The organism is Leptospiraceae bacterium (genome assembly GCA_015075105.1).
In the GTDB taxonomy this organism is placed as follows: domain Bacteria; phylum Spirochaetota; class Leptospiria; order Leptospirales; family Leptospiraceae; genus JABWCC01.
Map to the genome: position 1 here is coordinate 1,355,139 of JABTUZ010000001.1, position 17,360 is coordinate 1,372,498.

General features: G+C 35.1%; 13 protein-coding genes. 5 read left to right on the forward strand and 8 right to left on the reverse strand.

All coding sequences use genetic code 11. The annotated features are described in order from the left end of the window. The first annotated feature begins 44 nt into the window (after positions 1 to 44). The gene (locus HS129_06620; protein ID MBE7411723.1) at positions 45 to 722 is read left to right on the forward strand and encodes an HAD family hydrolase; all 678 of its coding nucleotides are present in this window, start codon (positions 45 to 47) and stop codon (positions 720 to 722) included. On the opposite strand, the gene uvrC is transcribed toward HS129_06620, so the two are convergent. Continuing rightward, positions 708 to 2,546 (reverse strand): excinuclease ABC subunit UvrC, encoded by a 1,839-nt coding sequence (gene uvrC / locus HS129_06625; GenBank protein ID MBE7411724.1) that lies wholly within the window; start codon positions 2,544 to 2,546, stop codon positions 708 to 710. The genes HS129_06620 and uvrC overlap by 15 nt on opposite strands. Positions 2,547 to 2,844: 298 nt before the next feature. Between uvrC and HS129_06630 the strand changes: the two genes are divergently transcribed. Beyond that, positions 2,845 to 4,371, forward strand: coding sequence for a PAS domain S-box protein (locus HS129_06630; protein MBE7411725.1), 1,527 nt, complete (start codon positions 2,845 to 2,847; stop codon positions 4,369 to 4,371). Between the two features lie 42 nt (positions 4,372 to 4,413). Here the strand turns inward: HS129_06630 and HS129_06635 are convergent, their stop codons facing one another. The 7 genes from HS129_06635 to HS129_06665 are packed head-to-tail and all read right to left on the reverse strand — an operon-like array spanning position 4,414 to position 14,535. Further along, positions 4,414 to 5,877 carry a BamA/TamA family outer membrane protein gene (locus HS129_06635; GenBank protein ID MBE7411726.1) on the reverse strand — a complete coding sequence of 488 codons (1,464 nt, stop codon included), beginning with the start codon at positions 5,875 to 5,877 and terminating at the stop codon, positions 4,414 to 4,416. A gap of 23 nt (positions 5,878 to 5,900) precedes the next feature. After that, a complete protein-coding gene (locus HS129_06640; protein ID MBE7411727.1) occupies positions 5,901 to 7,622 on the reverse strand; it encodes a Na+:solute symporter in 1,722 nt (573 codons plus the stop codon). Next, positions 7,619 to 8,386 (reverse strand): imidazole glycerol phosphate synthase subunit HisF, encoded by a 768-nt coding sequence (gene hisF, locus HS129_06645; GenBank protein ID MBE7411728.1) that lies wholly within the window; start codon positions 8,384 to 8,386, stop codon positions 7,619 to 7,621. The genes HS129_06640 and hisF overlap by 4 nt, the downstream gene beginning before the upstream one ends. 2 nt (positions 8,387 to 8,388) lie before the next feature. After that, positions 8,389 to 9,843 carry an Asp-tRNA(Asn)/Glu-tRNA(Gln) amidotransferase subunit GatA gene (gene gatA, locus HS129_06650; GenBank protein ID MBE7411729.1) on the reverse strand — a complete coding sequence of 485 codons (1,455 nt, stop codon included), beginning with the start codon at positions 9,841 to 9,843 and terminating at the stop codon, positions 8,389 to 8,391. Next, complete coding sequence (gene gatC / locus HS129_06655; GenBank protein ID MBE7411730.1) at positions 9,840 to 10,130, reverse strand: Asp-tRNA(Asn)/Glu-tRNA(Gln) amidotransferase subunit GatC; 291 nt, start codon at positions 10,128 to 10,130, stop codon at positions 9,840 to 9,842. The genes gatA and gatC overlap by 4 nt, the downstream gene beginning before the upstream one ends. Positions 10,131 to 10,133: 3 nt before the next feature. After that, positions 10,134 to 11,537, reverse strand: coding sequence for an undecaprenyl-phosphate glucose phosphotransferase (locus HS129_06660; GenBank protein MBE7411731.1), 1,404 nt, complete (start codon positions 11,535 to 11,537; stop codon positions 10,134 to 10,136). A 1-nt stretch (position 11,538) separates the two neighbouring features. Beyond that, positions 11,539 to 14,535 carry an LPS-assembly protein LptD gene (locus HS129_06665; protein ID MBE7411732.1) on the reverse strand — a complete coding sequence of 999 codons (2,997 nt, stop codon included), beginning with the start codon at positions 14,533 to 14,535 and terminating at the stop codon, positions 11,539 to 11,541. Between the two features lie 237 nt (positions 14,536 to 14,772). On the opposite strand from HS129_06665, the gene HS129_06670 reads away from it, so the two are divergent. The 3 genes from HS129_06670 to HS129_06680 all read left to right on the forward strand — a co-directional run bounded on the left by HS129_06670 (position 14,773) and on the right by HS129_06680 (position 17,312). Beyond that, positions 14,773 to 15,660 carry a hypothetical protein gene (locus HS129_06670; GenBank protein MBE7411733.1) on the forward strand — a complete coding sequence of 296 codons (888 nt, stop codon included), beginning with the start codon at positions 14,773 to 14,775 and terminating at the stop codon, positions 15,658 to 15,660. A 222-nt stretch (positions 15,661 to 15,882) separates the two neighbouring features. Then, a complete protein-coding gene (locus tag HS129_06675; protein ID MBE7411734.1) occupies positions 15,883 to 16,368 on the forward strand; it encodes a DUF2752 domain-containing protein in 486 nt (161 codons plus the stop codon). Between the two features lie 56 nt (positions 16,369 to 16,424). Further along, positions 16,425 to 17,312: a hydroxymethylglutaryl-CoA lyase gene (locus HS129_06680; protein MBE7411735.1), complete on the forward strand. Its 888-nt coding sequence runs from the start codon at positions 16,425 to 16,427 to the stop codon at positions 17,310 to 17,312. Positions 17,313 to 17,360 lie beyond the last annotated feature (48 nt).

Sequence of the window (17,360 nt, forward strand, 5' to 3'; positions counted from 1 at the left end):
AAAAAACACCATAGAAAAAAAATAGATTTTCGGTAAACAAATTCATGTTAAATTTAGAGCCTTCAAAAATAAAAATGATCGCCTTTGATATAGACGGAACTGTATTTTCATCAGAAGGTATTATTTCAGACGTTTACAAAGAATCTATTCAAAATTTTTCAGAAAAATTCGGAAAGCCGATTTCAATGCCATCCCACGAAAAAATCATGCTACAAATCGGCAAGCCTGTAAAAACTATTTTTCAAAATCTTCTCCCCGAGCTTCCTGAAAACGATAGGGATATTATTTCGGACAGTGTATTAGATTTTTTATGTAAAAGAATCGAAAACGGTGAAGGGTATATTTATCCGAATGCAAAAGAGACAATCCATGAACTAAAAAAAAGAAATTTTTTGATCACTGCAGCCTCCAATGGAAGAAGAAAATATGTGGAAACGATTTTAAAAAGAATCGATGCAATTCAATTTTTTGATGATATAGCAATATTAAATTATAAAGACATACAGACTAAGGGAGATATATTAATCCACTACAAACAAAAATACCAATTGTCTGGGAACCAAATTCTAATGGTAGGAGACAGAGCCTCCGATAGAGACGCCAGTGTCAATGCAGACACCCCTTTTGCTTTTTGCACTTTTGGCCATGCAGTAGAAGGGGAAATTTTAGACTATTCAGTTGAATTAAAGACGTTATACGACATCGTTTCAATTTTTTCTTGATAGAGTTTGAATTTTTTCGTAAATAGAATTTGCTAACTTTTCTCCGATTCCGGGAATTTCCATTAATTCATTCTTACTCGCATCTTGTATTTTCTTTTTACCGGCAAAATAAGCCGATATACTTTTTCTTCTTTCAATTCCTATATCACTGATTTCACTAAGAATGGACTTTAAGGTTTCTTTGTTTCTTCTACTTCTGTGGAATTTCACCCCAAACCTATGTGTCTCGTCTCGGATATGCCTGAGAAGTCTCATCGCAGGAGAATTTTTATCGAATTGGTAGGGAGTTTTCTCTCCCGGAAAATATATTTCTTCTCTTTTTTTGGCAAGCCCTATGATAGGAAGATTTTTCAAGTCTAAGGCAAGCGCTGCCTCACAAGCTCTGGTCAACTGGGTTAGCCCCCCATCAATCACAATAAGATCAGGGATCGATTCCCCTTCATTTAAAAGTTTCTGTAGCCTTCTTGCAATCACTTCGTGGATCATGGCAGGGTCATTGATTCCTTTATGGCTTTTTATCCGGTAATTTCTATATCCGGTTTTGAATGGCTTACCTTCTAAGAACATCACCCCGCTTGCAACAGGCTCACTACCTTGAAAATGGCTAATATCATAACACTCAATGATGTTAGGTGTATCGCCTAACTTCAAAATTTCTTTCAGCTCTTTTAGTGCAGAAGACTGGTCTTTGTATTTTAGCGCTAAAATTCTTTCTGTTAAATTCAGCTCTGCATTTCTTTCCGCAAGCCGAATGAGGGAGGCTTTTTCACCTTTGGAAGGGAACTTTATCTTTACCGAAAAGCCGGTTATTTTAGCAATATGCTCTAACAAAACATTTGCTTCGTCTTTTATGTTCTCAGGAAGAAAAATTGTTCTCGGAATAAACTTCGCGTTTACATAATAATCTCTTAAAAATGAGCTAATCACCTCTCTTTGTGTTGAATATTCCAACCCTTGCAAGGCAAAAGTTTTTTTGGATTCTAACTTTCCCTCTCTAACTTCAAAAATTACTGCCTGCCCATCATCATCTCTTCTTGCAAAAGCAAAAATATCTTCATCGCCTCCATCGATACTCACAACCAATTGCTTTTTCTGATAGAGGCTTACATTTTGAATAATATCCCTGTATCGTTTCGCTGCTTCGTATTCTAAATTTTTAGAATGATTTCCCATTTTGAGTTTTAATTCTTTTATCAAATCCTCCTTTTTTCCTTCCAAAAATTTTAATACTTGGTTTACAATTACCCAATACTCATCCTGAGTTACCTTTCCAGTGCAAGGAGCCAAGCATCTTCCCATTTGAAAATTTATACAGGGGCGTTTTGGTTTTGCCGGAAGTTTTTGATACGTTTTGCGAATAGGAAAAAATTTATGGATTACAGAAAGTAGGTCCCTCGCTCCTTTTACATCGGTAAAGGGTCCAAAATATTTCTTCTTGTCGTCTTTTACATTTCGAGTGAGATAAACCATAGGAAATTCTTCGTCTGTAGATACGCAGATGTAAGGATACTTTTTATCATCCTTCAACCTTACGTTAAACCTTGGGTTGTATTTTTTAATCAGGTTGGCTTCTAAAATCAAAGCCTCTACTTCTGAATTTGTTAAAATCCAATCTAAATCATAAATTTCACTTTGAAGGTATCTTGTCTTTAAGTCGCTCTGGTTAGGATTGAGATAGCTCCTGACTCTTGAAGAAATATCGGTAGCCTTCCCTACGTAAATAATTTCTGAATTTTTATTTTTCCAAAGATAGCAACCGGAAGAATTTTTTAAATTCTTGATTTTTTCTTTTAACACTATATTTTCTTCAAAAAGAAAACTCATAACAGGTCAGTGCTTTTCATTTCTTAGACCAAATTATTTATCTACAAAAAGCATTCAATTTAGATTTTCTCTCTAAATTGTCTGAAATATAGAATAGAACAAGGAAAATTCAAACATCCAGAGTCTTATTATGGGATGTGTCACTAAAGATATTTATTGACAAAAATAGATTTTTATATTTATTCTAATCTTAGGTGATAAAATCATAAAAATCCTTATATTTACACTTACATTTTTTTTACGGTTAGACTAAATATAAAAAAATATCGTCCAATATTTATTGAGAAGGTTTTTGAAATTGAATATAAAATTAGACAAGTCAAAAGACAGTCTTCACAAAGAAGAAGTTGTATTGAGTGATGATTCAAGAATCATTTCAAAAACAAACCTAAAAGGAGTCATCACTTATGTAAATGACGATTTCATCCAAATTAGCGGATTTTCAGAGAAAGAGCTGTTAGGAAAATCTCACAATATCATCCGCCACTCCGATATACCAAAAAGTATTTTTGAAAATATGTGGAACCATCTTCATAAAAGAATTCCTTGGAGAGGGGTATTAAAAAACAAAACAAAATCGGGTGGCTTCTACTGGGTAGATGCGCTTATTAGTCCCACGTTTGATGAGAAAGGAAATGTATTAGGGTATATTTCTGTCAGAAAAAAACCAACCGAAAGACAGATAAATAAAGCTCAACGTTTATACAATCGCCTATCGAATGGGAAAAAATTTACAGACTTTAAGCTCAAATATTTGCATTGGATATATCGCTATTCAATTCAAACAAGACTAATTTTTCTAAATATCTTTTTTCTTACTATACTCACAATCATTTCTGCCTCTTCTCTTGTCCGATTTACACAAGAATACGACTTCTATCAAAAAAAAAGCTTTGGGTCTGACTATCTAATTTATTTTTCAGACTTAACAGAAAAAATCTCAACACATAGAGCCTCGAGTGCTATTCTACTAAGTGGGGATTCTAATTTTAAAGAAAAGCTTATTCAAAGTGAAAAACAAATTGAAGAAACTCTAAATAAAATATCTATCTTACAAAATGAAACAAGAAACTATTTTTTTGATGAAACTGCCCATCAAGATATTTCTGTTGATTGGTTCTCCTTAAAAAATGATAAACAAAAATCCCTGGAGGCGAATTTAACCAAGCACACAAATTTAATCACAAAATATCTATACCTAAGTAAATATTTCGCAGACTCTACTAACTTAAATAAAGATTCATCTTCCGACACTCTTTATATCGAACTACTAACTACAAGAATTCTACCCCATCTTTTAGAAAGTCTCGGGCAACTGAAATTAGAAAGTGCCATGGCTTTTTCTAAATCAACGCTCCCTATTTCTGAAAAATTAAAAATCAAAGGAATCGCATCTTCCATAGATATCTATTCAGAACAAATCTCTACCGGAATGGAGTTTGCTAAAAAATATAGCCCCGACTTAGACAATAAAACTATTGCTCAATTCGATTCTCTTTTGTTGAATACAAAAAAGTTGTCTAAGTCCATTGATAAAAATCTATCCAACTCAGAAAGCTCTAACTTCATTCCGGCTTTTCGTGAAATGAGTAACCTAACAAGCAACTATATCGAATTCAATAACTCACTCCATTTGTATCTAAACAAGAAATTGTATGAAAAGATGCTCACACTGAAAATAAAAGTTTATACTATTATATTTTCCTATCTTTTGTTTATTTTATTGATTTATCTAATTAATTTTACGATTATCAAAAGTATTCAAGATAGTATCGATAACAGCATGGCAGATTCTATTGACCATTTTAAAAAAGTTTTGTTTTAATTTTTTTAATGTTTTTATCCATAATTCTGTCTTTTTCACATATTAAAAAATATGATTAAAATCCAAAAATACTTGGCTGCCCTCTTTTGATTTTGCATAATCCAAAAGAACTACAGTGGCTTGATTCCAGATTGCTCTAAGCCCAATACCGTGTGACCTTGCATAACCCTTCAAATGAATATGATTCGGATCCTCCCAAACTCTACCTGTATCAAAAAAAGGAACAAGGCTAAACGTAAAAAGTTCATCACCTTTTTTAATAGTCGCAAACCTCCATCGAATCTCTAAATTGGCGACACCCATTACCGGAGCTACAAATCTTTCTTGACGATACCCTCGAATAGTTTGAAGTCCTCCAAGCCCGTCTATCGGCCCGTCAGCACTCCAAATATATTTGTATTCAAAAAAAGGTGCACTCCCCTTTGTATAATTAATTAAAGCTCGACTGGAAATTACAAGCTCTTCAAAATATTGCGGCAAAGGCATTTTAAAATATTTGAATTGCAATAAAGTTTTAGAAAATTCAAAATCTGAGCCTGTGAGTTTTCCAACTTTTGCGTGGTTCAACTCCACAACAACTCCACTATCGGGGTCAGGCTCAAAATCTCTGGTATCATACATCAAACCAAATCTAATGTAATTTATATTACCTCCATGATAACCTAAAATTTTTTTACTTTCATAGTCTTCTGTTAATTGTGATTTACCGTTTGGTGTCAAGCTCTCCCAACCGGTAAGAGGGTCTTTTGCTTTCTTCAAATTTGAATTTTGTCTATTTGGATTGTCTGTTTTATAATCGTAGGTTCGGATCACATTTTGTGAAAATTCGGGAGAGAATAAAATCCGAAAGGCACCAAAAAAAGTTCTGTCAAGTAAGATACTTAATGTAGTTGACCCAAAATCGTAAACGTTCTTATCGACATCACTTACATACCTTGGAGCGTTAGGCGAATTAGATGGTCTTCTATAGGAATAGGCATCTTCCATTTCTGAAAATTGTGCATTTTCGTGCAAGTTCTCTGACGATAGGTTCTTTGTTCTATACGTTAGAGGTTTCATAGTTGATTCCCCTATTCCAAAATATTGCGTATTTGGATTTCTATCATAGCTTAAACTCAACTTTAACCTATAAGGTGTATTGAATAGATAAGGTGAGTCAAAATCTATTCCATAAGATTCTGCTCTCCCCGAAGATTTGAATAGATATATACTTGTTTTATAAACGTAAGGTTGGTATTCAAACAAAGGAGAATTTTTTTTTCCGTTATCGAATAAGTTTCCTATTACGCCAAATCCATTTCCTATTACCGGGTCATAAGAAACAATAGGTAGGGCAGTAGGATACCATCCTTCTTTTTTATGCCTTAACTCATTCTCGTCTAATTTTTTACTTTCACTCAAATAAAATGAGGAGTTATTTTTAGCTTCTTCAGAATGTACGGGTCGTGCAATAAAAAATACAATTACAAAAACTTTTGCAATACTATAGTAACTAAAACTCTGGATAGATTTAATTTTTTTCTGAATACTCAACAGGAAAATACCTTATTGTTATATAAAGTGAAATACAAAAAACAAAAATAGAATATAAAAAATATAGGTATTTGCCAAAATATAAAAATCCAATTCAAAAGTCCGCTAAAAATTAGTCCAAGGCCTGCAACAGATAAAAGTATCAACCTAAGAATAGAAACTCCTTCTCTATTCAAGAAAACTCCGTTCGACTTAGCCCATCTTTTCCAGAGCAGTCCCGATGGCTTCACGGTCTTATAAAAATTTTCCAATATTTTTTTATCGGTAGAAGGAGTAAAAAAAGAAATTAGGACGACACACGCTACAGTTGAAAAGGATGTGAATGCAACCGTAAAAGGAAACTGTAAGTGAAAGCCATACTTTCCTATTACATAAAAAATTATAGAAAACACAAAAGCCCCAATTTCGCTAAAAACGTTTATTCTCCACCAGTACCATCTTGCCATTAGTACGAAACCAATCCCTGAAGCACACTCTATCAAGAAAACCCAAACTCCGGATACGGTTTGTATCCAAAAAAAAGTGATGAATAATGATACTACAACAAATACAAATTGAATAAACATGGAAAATCGGATATAATGTACATCTTCTCTATTTCGTCTAACGTATGGCTTATAAAAATCGTTCACGATATAAGATGCTCCCCAATTCAAGTGGGTAGCAATAGTAGAAAGATACGCTGCAATAAAACCAGCAATGAGTAATCCAAACATCCCCTCAGGTAGAGCCTTTTGCATCACAAGTACAAAGCCATTGCCACTTTCATTTTGAGAAAGCCCCGGATACAACACTACACCGACAAGAGCAACCAAAATCCAAGGCCATGGTCTTAGAAAATAATGGGCTATTGTAAAATACAAAGCAGAATAAACCGAAGATCGAACATTTTTTGTAGCCATGATGCGTTGTGCGATATACCCACCTCCTCCCGGCTCTGCTCCCGGATACCAGCTCGACCACCACACTACGCATAAAAGAATTACGAAAGTCCAAACTCCTTTGCTATTTGATTCTATCGAAAAATCTGGCATCATAAAAAGTTTCTCTTTGGGTAATTTTTCTATTAGCCCACTGATTCCGCCAATCTCTGGAAGCCCTATTGCATATACACTTAATAGAACACAACCAAACATTGCAAAAAAAAACTGAAATGTATCTAAGTACGATATACCTGTAAGACCCACTACAGCAGTATAAACAAAAGCGAATAAAAAAAATACAATAACCAAGACTTCAGGATAAAACTGTGGCATGAGAGTTTTTACTATTTTCAATAGAGCCAAATTTACCCAAGACATCACCAGTACATTTACGAATAAACCGAAGTATATCGACTTAATTATTCTTAAAACTTCAGAGGCTTTACCACTGTAGCGAATTTTTATCAACTCTATATCTGTAATAGCACCCGATCTTTTCCAAAGTGGAGCAAAAAAATATGCGGTAATAATGGAACCAACCGACATTGACCACCAAACCCAATTTCCTGAAATTCCGTTTTCAAAAACAAGCTCTGTAACTGCCAGAGGAGTGTCAGCCGCAAAAGTTGTAGCCACCATTCCAGTACCCGCCACAAACCAAGAAAGTTTCCCTTCGCTCTGAAAATACTCTCTAAGACTCTGATTTCTTTTTCTAAAAAATAGGGACAAACCAAAAGTGAAAAATAAAAATATTCCGATTACAATAAGATCAATAGAATTTGAGAAGCCATTCATAATCTGACTGAAATTCCCATTTCCCTCATACTTTTTTTAACTTCGAGAATCGATTCTTCCTGAAAATGAAAAATAGACGCTGCTAAAACTGCGTCTGCTCCTCCTCGTAAGATTGCCTCTACAAGATGCTCGGCACCACCTGCTCCTCCGCTAGCAATCACAGGAATTTTTACATTGGAAGTGACTAACTTCAATAAAGGAATATCGTAACCATCCTTTGTGCCATCCCTATCCATTGAAGTGAGTAAGATTTCGCCACACCCGTAACTTTCTGCCTCCAATGCCCAATCCAAGATTTCTCTTCCTGTTTCAGTGCGTCCGCCATTTAAGTAAACTTCTTGACGTTCTCTTTCTTTGTTAAATTTTGCATCTATAGCACAAACTATGCACTGAGAGCCATAAATTTCACTCGCTTCTTTAAAAAGTTTCGGATTTTGAAACCCTGCGGTGTTTATGGATACTTTATCTGCCCCCCTCGTAAGTACATAACGAATGTCGGCTAACGTCCTGATTCCTCCACCGACTGTGAAAGGAATAAATATAGTATTGGCTACCTCTTCGACCAAGTGGATTAGAATATCTCTTTTATCTACAGAGGCTGTTATATCGAGAAAGCAAAGCTCATCGGCTAAATTCTTCTCGTAAGTTTTTGCACATTCAACAGGATCCCCTGCATCTTGCAAATTTACAAAATTAACACCCTTTACTACTCTTCCATTTTTTACGTCTAAACAAGGAATTACTCTTTTAGTGAGAGCCGACATATTTATTGAATCGTCCTCGGTAGCTCAATCATAAACTCCCCCAAGCGATCCAATTCATTTACAAAACTAAGAAGCCTTCCTTCTTGAAAAGAATCTGCGGAAATTTGTAAACCGATTGGCAGACCCTTGGAATCTTTCCCGAGAGGAATACTTATAGCTCCAATTCCAGCAAGGTTGACGCTTGTAGTCATAATATCTGCTTTGTACATCTGAATTGGATCTTTTGTTTTCTCTCCAATTTTAAACGCAGTCGTAGGAGAAGTAGGCTGTAAAATAAAATCTACTTTTTCAAAAAAATCTTTATAGTTTTTCCGAATAACTCTTCTTGCAGCAAGTGCTTTACCGTAATACGCTTCGTAATACCCTGAAGAAAGCGCAAAAGTGCCAAGTATAATTCTTCTTTTTACTTCTTTCCCAAACCCTTCTGTCCTCGAATCTAAATACAGATCTTCTAATTTAGAAGATTCTTTTCTTAGCCCGAATCGAATTCCGTCGAAGCGAGATAAGTTGGACGAGCATTCTGCCGTGGCTATTAAATAATAAATTGGAATCGAATAAGAATGCAAAGAAAAGTCTAATTCATAAATTTTAGCACCACTTTTTTTTAAGATTTCAATGGCTCTCTGAAATTCTTTATATACGTCCGCGTCCCAGTCTTTTCCTTCATTTGCCATAATTCCGATTTTTAAATCTTTTATCGCAACTTTATCAGAAGATGAAAAAGAAAACGACTTTCTTTTTGCAGAGGTACTATCATTTGAATCGAATCCAGAAATTACTTCTAAAATATCGGAAATACCTGTCGGATCATTGGATATTGGACCAATCTGATCTAAACTCGATGCGTAAGCCACAAGTCCATAACGAGACACAGTACCATAAGTCGGTTTTAAACCCCACACTCCACAAAGCGATGCCGGCTGACGTATAGAGCCTCCAGTATCAGAGCCTAATGCAATAGGAAGCATTGAAGCTGCCACCGATGCTGCCGAGCCACCACTGGATCCACCCGGAATTCTTGTAGTATCAAACGGATTTTTAGTAATCTGGAATGCAGAATTTTCTGTCGAAGACCCCATTGCAAATTCATCCATATTCAGTCTTGGAAAAAGTACAAGCCCCTTTTCTTTTAACTTGGTTATAGCAGTTGCATCGTACGGAGAAATAAAATTTTCTAAAATCTTAGAGGCACAAGTAGTTTTTACTCCTTGAATACATATATTGTCTTTTATTCCTATCGGAATCCCATCCAATTCAGAAAGTGGCTTTCCAGAACTTCTCCTCTGGTCACTCAATTTCGCCTGACGCATAATTTCTTCAAAATTCATTTCTAAAAAAGCGTTTATCTTTGGTTCTACTTCTTCAATTCTTTTCAGGTAGATTTTGCAAACTTCTTCAGAGGAAATCTTTTTCTCATTTAGATTTTTTTTGATTTCGGAATATTTCATAAAATTCATGTTTCAATCACCCTTGGAACTACAATATATCCATTCTCAAACTTTGGTGCAAAAGAAGAAATGGAATCTCTTGTTAAAGTATTTTGCACCTCATCCAATCTCAAAGAATTTTCATGATTCAGATAAATTTCATCCATGTCCATATCAGTCACATTCAACTCTTTTACTGAATCCACATAACTTACGATACTATTGAAGTCTTCCAAAAACGAAGAAATTTCTCCTTCGCCAATTTTCAATTTTGCAAGATTTGCAATTTCTAATAATTCTTTTTTATTCATCTTTATCCTCTAATACGCATTTTTACTTAACATTCCTTTCAATGGAGTGAGTAGTACAATTTTCAAATCGAATAAAAGCGACCAATTTTCAATATAGAAAATATCTGCCTCGATTCTTTCTTCAATTGAAGTATCTCCCCTAAGCCCATTTATCTGTGCCCAACCTGTTATTCCTGCTTTCACTGCGTGACGGCGCATGTATTGGGTGTGTTTTTTCTTGAACTCTTCTACATAAAAAGGTCTTTCAGGTCTTGGACCTACTACAGACATACTTCCCATGAACACATTGAAAAACTGAGGAGTTTCATCCAACGATAATTTTCTTAAAATTTGACCAATCGGTGTGACTCTTGGATCATTTTTTGTAGTCCAAACTGTATCTGATTTTTGTTTATCTTGCACATACATAGATCGAAATTTCAACATAAAGAATTTCTTATTATCAAGTCCCACTCTTTCTTGTCGTATAAAAATCTCTCCTTTAGATGAAAGTTTGACAAGTAGAGCAATCAAAACATAAAATGGAGAAAAGAAAAGTATGAACATGGAAGAAAAAATAAAATCAAACGTTCTTTTGATAAATCGGTTATAACCGAGACGAATCGGAATATTTCTAATAGAGATTATAGGCAAGCCCTCAATGTCCTCTACTCTCCCCTTTGCGGTTATGAACTCCGTAAAGTCAGGAATAATTTTCAAATCCACATTTTCAAAGTCACATATTTCAATTATACTTTTTAGATACTCGCCTTCTTTTAGATTTAGCGCATAAACAAAAAGATCGGGCTTGTGCTCTTTGATAATTTTTTCGATATCCTTAACACTTCCGAGCACCTTCAGATCGACTCCCTTAGGTAGAGAAGACTTAGACCTAAGAAGTCCTTCTACCTTGTAACCATAGATATTGTGTTTTTTAATAATCTCTGCAAAACGAATGGCAGATTTCCCTGTTCCGATAATAATTACTTTTCTAAGATTGTACCCTCTTTTTCTTAAATTCTTCAGGATACCCCTCATTACTGAATGAATAAAACTCGTCACTACAATATTGATTACCGTATAATAAATGATTACAAGCCTTGAAAAACTTTCCTTTCGGAAAAAAAATAAAAGAGAAAGTATAATAAGCAGATTCAACAAAACCCCGCTTACAATCGCTAAAAACTCATCTAAGATAGAAAGCCCTCTTCTAGGGTGATACAAATCAATAGAAATAAAAGCAGCCACTTGAGTAATCGCAAGGGTAACGCCGAGTAAAGCGTAATTAGAAATATCTATAATTCCGATATAGAAAAAAGATTCATCTTGAACAAAGTAACGTATAGCAAAAGCGATACCAAAACTAATAATAGAACTCAATAAATCAATTCCTACAAATAAAACTTTAAAAGATTGACTTCTCTCTTTTAGCATATTAATAAGCCTCCGATGTAATAGATGATTTTTGTCCGACCTGCAAAGGTTTTTTTCTGAATCTGTAAAGCCTCGACCTTGTGGACTCTGTAGAATCTCCTTGCCCAAGGTTGACATTGATTAGAGATATTGTAAAAAATACAGATTGGTCGTAGAATATAACTTGGTTGTCAAAGGAAGAACCACCCGCAATAGATCGAAGATCCATACTGTAACCAAGTCTATACTCCCAATTATGCAAATTATGTTTTAACACTAACATAAATTTATTTACGTTGAACGCTGTAGTCTGCCTTCCTTGGAGTCCGTCAACTCCCATTCCGGTCAAAATATCTTTGTCAAGATTAGTTGGTTGATAAACCGTACTCATGGACTGACTATAAGTGCTTGTTCCATAAGCGTTTGTTGCAGTCATCTGATCTGTAAGTCGCCAAGGTTGGGTTACCCTCGAATCCAATTGGAGTTCAAAACCGGTATTTTTTGTAACCTGAATATCCGACTGAATATAAAATCTATACCCATCTAAGATCGGTGAGTTATACACGTGGTACCAAGTTCCTCCAATTTCCAAGTTACGAAAATTCTTTACAAACGGAAGAGAGAACCCCCCAAGCTGATAAGCGATAGTCAAGTTATTGGAAAGCGGTCTTCCAAGTGCAGTGTGGTACACAAAATCATTGTTTACAAAAATTCCAGAATAAAAACTCCTCTGGCTTTCTAAATAGGATGCCTTTTTATTTCCGAACCCTTCAATAAAATCAAAAAACCCGGACGCTCTAAAAACAGAAAAATACCATCTCTCACGCTCCATAGGCTGAGGATTGTATTCCGGAGAAGGAGTTCTCAAATCTCGGATTGTGCGAATCGAAAATTCAAAATCTTGAAACGCCATGCTCTCCAAAGAAATTTCTGCTTCGTGCACCCGATTTTTACCTACTACTTTTTCCGGTAATTCCGATTTTCGAGCTTCAATTTTTCGGTAATTTACATTTAAAAATAGAACCGGTGCACCGAGTCTGAAATTATGAGCCTGCTTTAAAAATTCATAACTTTCTCTTCTTAACACCCTGTCAAGAGCCACATCGTTTACGGAAGGATTGGGTCTTTCTGCACTTTCTTTTCTTGCACCATAATACACAGAGGGAGAAAGAGAAGCGTAACTTCCAAAATTCATTGTTGTCTTGAACCCGGTTTCTCCCAAAGTAAGAATTTGAGTACGAATGAGAGAGGCTTTGTATTGCCCGAAAGGATCATCCGTACTTCCTTCCAAGGTAGGAGTCTTGAGAGGTGTTTTCGTTACCGCACCATAATACCTTGTAAGAGAATTATTCAAAGTAATGTCCCAATACACAGGACTATCAAAATAGGGAAGGCTCCCAATTTGAGATGAATTTTTGATTGTTGTAGTCGGAACTTGGTCTATGATCGGAAAATAATTCGATCTTGACGATGGGGTAAGTATATTGAATATCAAATTCCTCTTTGCACTTACATTTACACTCAAGTCTCCCCTGTTTTCAGAATAGTCCATCGTCCAGCCTAAATTTTGTCTCATCATTCCAAATCTCTGATTTCTTCTATTGTATATGGCTCGAAGTGTATTCGTAGGCTCGTACCGATTTCCGTACTCGTACTCATATCTGGAGTTGTTATAATTTTCGTAGTTTATCTGAAAATTTCTAGTTCCGTCTTTTTCGTTATTATTTTTTTTTGCATTTAAAATAAACCTCATCTTCCACCAAGGCTCGTATTGAACTCCAATATCTCTGTTAGCTATTCCTCTCGACGCAAGCTCTTGAGAATAGTATGCGTTTCCAAATCTTTCAAAAGGAGAATTTCCTTTGAAAGGGTGGTATTCACCTCTGTCCACCTGATTTGTGGTAGCTACATTCCCAAGCCCTCCTCTTCTAAACCTATCATCAAAAGCAGAGGTGATGGAATAGTTTTTATGGTTTGCATATCCAAGGTCTAAAATATAATTTAAAGACGGGCTAAGTTTCCAAGTGTCGAGAGCCGCTACCTGCCCGCTTTTTTCGTACCAATCTAACTTGGCTTTGTATCCCATAGGAATCCAACTACTCTGGGTGGCAGATGGCACAGACCATTGATAGGAGTTTTGAAAAAACCAACCTTGGGTCATGTTATGACCGATTTGAGTCACCCAACCACTTCCAAGATTAGAAGTGTATAGCATTGGAAACCAAAAAAGTGTAGTTCCGCCTACTTGATAACGAAGATTAGTCGCAACCATAGTCTCGTCTTGATACAGGATAATTTTACCAGCTTTGAAGGTGTAGTGTGGAACTTCAGCTCCACAAGCCGTGAAGTATCCCATTTCTAATAGGTAACGCTTCTCGTCTAACTTCTTAATTTTCTTTCCTACAAAATAAGCAGGGTAATAGCTCGCCTTTGTGTCGTAAACAACCCCTCTTTGCAATTTCACATCATAAATAAATTTATCACCCTTGATTGATATTCCGCCATCTTTAAATTCAATTCCCCCCTCTGCGTAAATTTCTTGTTTTTTAGAATCTACAAAAACCGAATTTGCAATTAGTTTTCCCTTCCCTACTTTTAATTTTACATTTCCACGTAAGATCAAAACTCCTGAGTTTGTCTTGTCAACACTCATCAGCTCTCCCTCACTCGCATTCTCTATTACAATGGGCATTTTTTTCTCACTCGTCAATTCCGGCTCAGGCAGCTCCTTGGATTTACCTTCTTCGTCACCGCCGACTGCATCTCTCAATCTTCTTTTTTTAACATAAATAGACCCGGACACAGGAAGACCCATCTGTCTTAGGTATGTGTCGATCTCTCGGTCGCTTAACGTATCAAAAACTCGACGAATTAGCTTCTTTTGGATTTGAGTCACAGAGTAATTTTTTTCTTCATCTTTGGAATTTTTCACAAGCTCTCTCTCATCCGGAAAAATCTGTCTTATAAATTCCTGATCCTGACTAAAAAGGAATTCCGGGACTAAAAAAAGTAGAAATATACAATGAAAACGAAATGTCCGCTTATAGTTTTTTCCTATTCCCAACTTTTCTAACACTATTCTTTTCCCTGAAATCGAAAGCCAAACATTCCCATTCCAAAATATTTGTACCTCTTTTCCAGACTACAAAGAATACTCTCTAAAAGGTATAAAATTTTGATTCATTCTTATTTTTTTCTACGCTCAAATCCGGTATTTTTACAAAAAAAATTTGTCTTTTTTCCGAAATAAATACTAATGAGAAAATTTTTTGCACTGATCGCTATTTTTTTACTTTCTGATCTTTCTGTGTTCAGTTCGGAGCAACTGATCGAAATTAAGTCAGGGGGAACAAAAATTGATTGGTCGAACATGAAAATTATTACAAGGGTAGAAGAACCAGTACTACCCGTAATATTTGAAAGTACTGATCCGGATTTAGGAAAACCGGATACCGCTCTAAACATAACAGAATCCATCGCAAAAACCAGAAAAAAATCCAAAGATAGACTAATCTCTGAAATTTCAGCGTCCATAGAAAATCTGAAATTTGACACAGAAAATTCTATTCTCGATAAAATTCAAAATAGCGAAAAATTCAGAGAAAAATTCAATAAGCTATTTCAAAAAGAACTCGGGGACTATAAAGTAATTATCCGTGGGAACAAAGTCATTTCAGAAATTGCAATTCCTTTTACAGGAAAAGGCGGTCTAATGAATTTCTTAGACATTGGTTTCCAAACAGAAGATTTTCCTGAATTTCCAAAAATTCCAAATCCTACAGAATACACTGGACTCATCGTGGACGTTAGACACTTAAAAAGTCAAACATCGTTACTCCCAAGAATTACAACAGACAGAGGGTTAGAAATTTACTCTCCAGAACTCGTATCCAAAAATTATGCAATAGACCGAGGCTATGTACTATTTCAACAAGACCCCATTCGAGCGATGAAACATAAAAAAGTTGGGGAGAACCCATACTATGTGTATGCGTTAAGCGCAACCGGTGAATACAAAACAAATTTTTCTATTTCCACGGAAGACACTTTAAAACTTTTTGGAAATCCAAAAACAATAGAAAATCTTAAAAGATGCAAAGTGATAATTGTAAAAGATTTTCTTGAGAAAAAAATCCCAAACTGATAACAAGTCTATGAGTTTATAATTCCAGACTTTTCGTAAATTTCTTCTACATCAATTGCACAATCGACGGATTCTATTTTTACAAGCTCATTTGATTCCGACAGATAAGCGATTTATTCCTTGACAATTGAAAAACGAATAAGACCATTATACTAGAAAAGAAAAATATTGAATCTATTTTTTATTCGGCAGAATACATCTTTATAAAATTAAATTTTTGAAATGAATCTCAAAACTACAATACATTCCCTAACTAAAGAAAAATTAATCTTAGCCAGTTTCACGCTTGCAGGAATCTATCTATTGATACAATCTATTACGACATCCGGCTCCAACTACCACAATCATTTTACGGTTTGCTTATTCAAAAATCTCACAGGGCTGGATTGTCCGGGTTGTGGTCTATCGAGGTCATTTATCTTTCTGTTGCAGGGGAATATATCTATATCCCTATCGTACCACAAACTCGGAATTCCTGTATTCTTTTCGTTTGCTTTTTTTTATATTCATACAATGATCCGGCTTTTATTGAAAAAAGATTTTTTCCAGTTTCATTTCCTAAAAAACAATTTCTTTTATTTTCTTGTCTTGCTCGTTGTATTTACTGTATATATACACAAACTTTATACTATGGGCACAGTCCAAATTTTAGCCGACCTGAAAACTGGAATAGGTTGGACTATTCTAAAATATATTTTTCAATTTTGATAAAATGAAAACACGCTATTTGAAATAAAGAAAAAGGATTTACAGTGAAAGAAAAAATTAAAATTACCGAGGTTGCTCCAAGAGACGGTCTTCAAAATGAAAAAATTCCAATTGAGACCAAAGACAAGTTAGAATTTATTCGACTTCTAAAAAATTCAGGAATCCAAAATATTGAAGCTACATCTTTTGTAAAACAAGGCGCTATCCCCCAACTTTCTGATGCTGTTGAATTATCAGAAAATTTGAATTTTCAGGAAATAGAATATTCTTGTCTTACTCCAAACTTGAAAGGCTATGAATCTGCAATCCGATCCGGCTTTAAAGAAATAGCTGTTTTTACTGCTACCTCAGAAACATTTACTAAAAAAAATATTAACAAAACAATCGAAGAATCTCTGGAAGTTTTTTCAGAAATCGCAAAGCGAGCAGTTCAAGATAAAATCAAAGTCAGAGGGTATATCTCTACAATTATTGAATGCCCGTACGAAGGAAAAATCTCACCCGAAAAAGTTTTAGAAATTACTAAAAAGTTACACGACCTCGGAGTCTATGAAATTTCACTTGGAGAGACTATAGGAAAAGGAGTACCGGCAGATTTCCGAAAACTTTTTGATATTGTTTTAAAAAACTTTCCAGCAAAAATTTTTGCAGGCCACTACCACGATACTTACGGAATGGCAATAGCCAACGTAGAAACTTCTTTAGAATACGGGATTCGCTCTTTCGATTCTTCCTCAGGTGGACTTGGAGGGTGTCCTTATGCTAGGGGTGCATCTGGAAATCTGGCTACAGAAGACTTGGTGTATTTACTCCATAGAGAAAATTTTGAAACAAATATCAATTTAGAAAAACTGATTTTAGCATCAAAATTTATTGAGGGAAAATTAAAAAGACAACTCTCTTCCAAAGCGCTCCTTGCGCTTTTGGCAAACTGTTCGAGCTAAGATTTATTTCTTGCAAACAAGCAAAACAAAAAAAAATTAGTGGTAAAT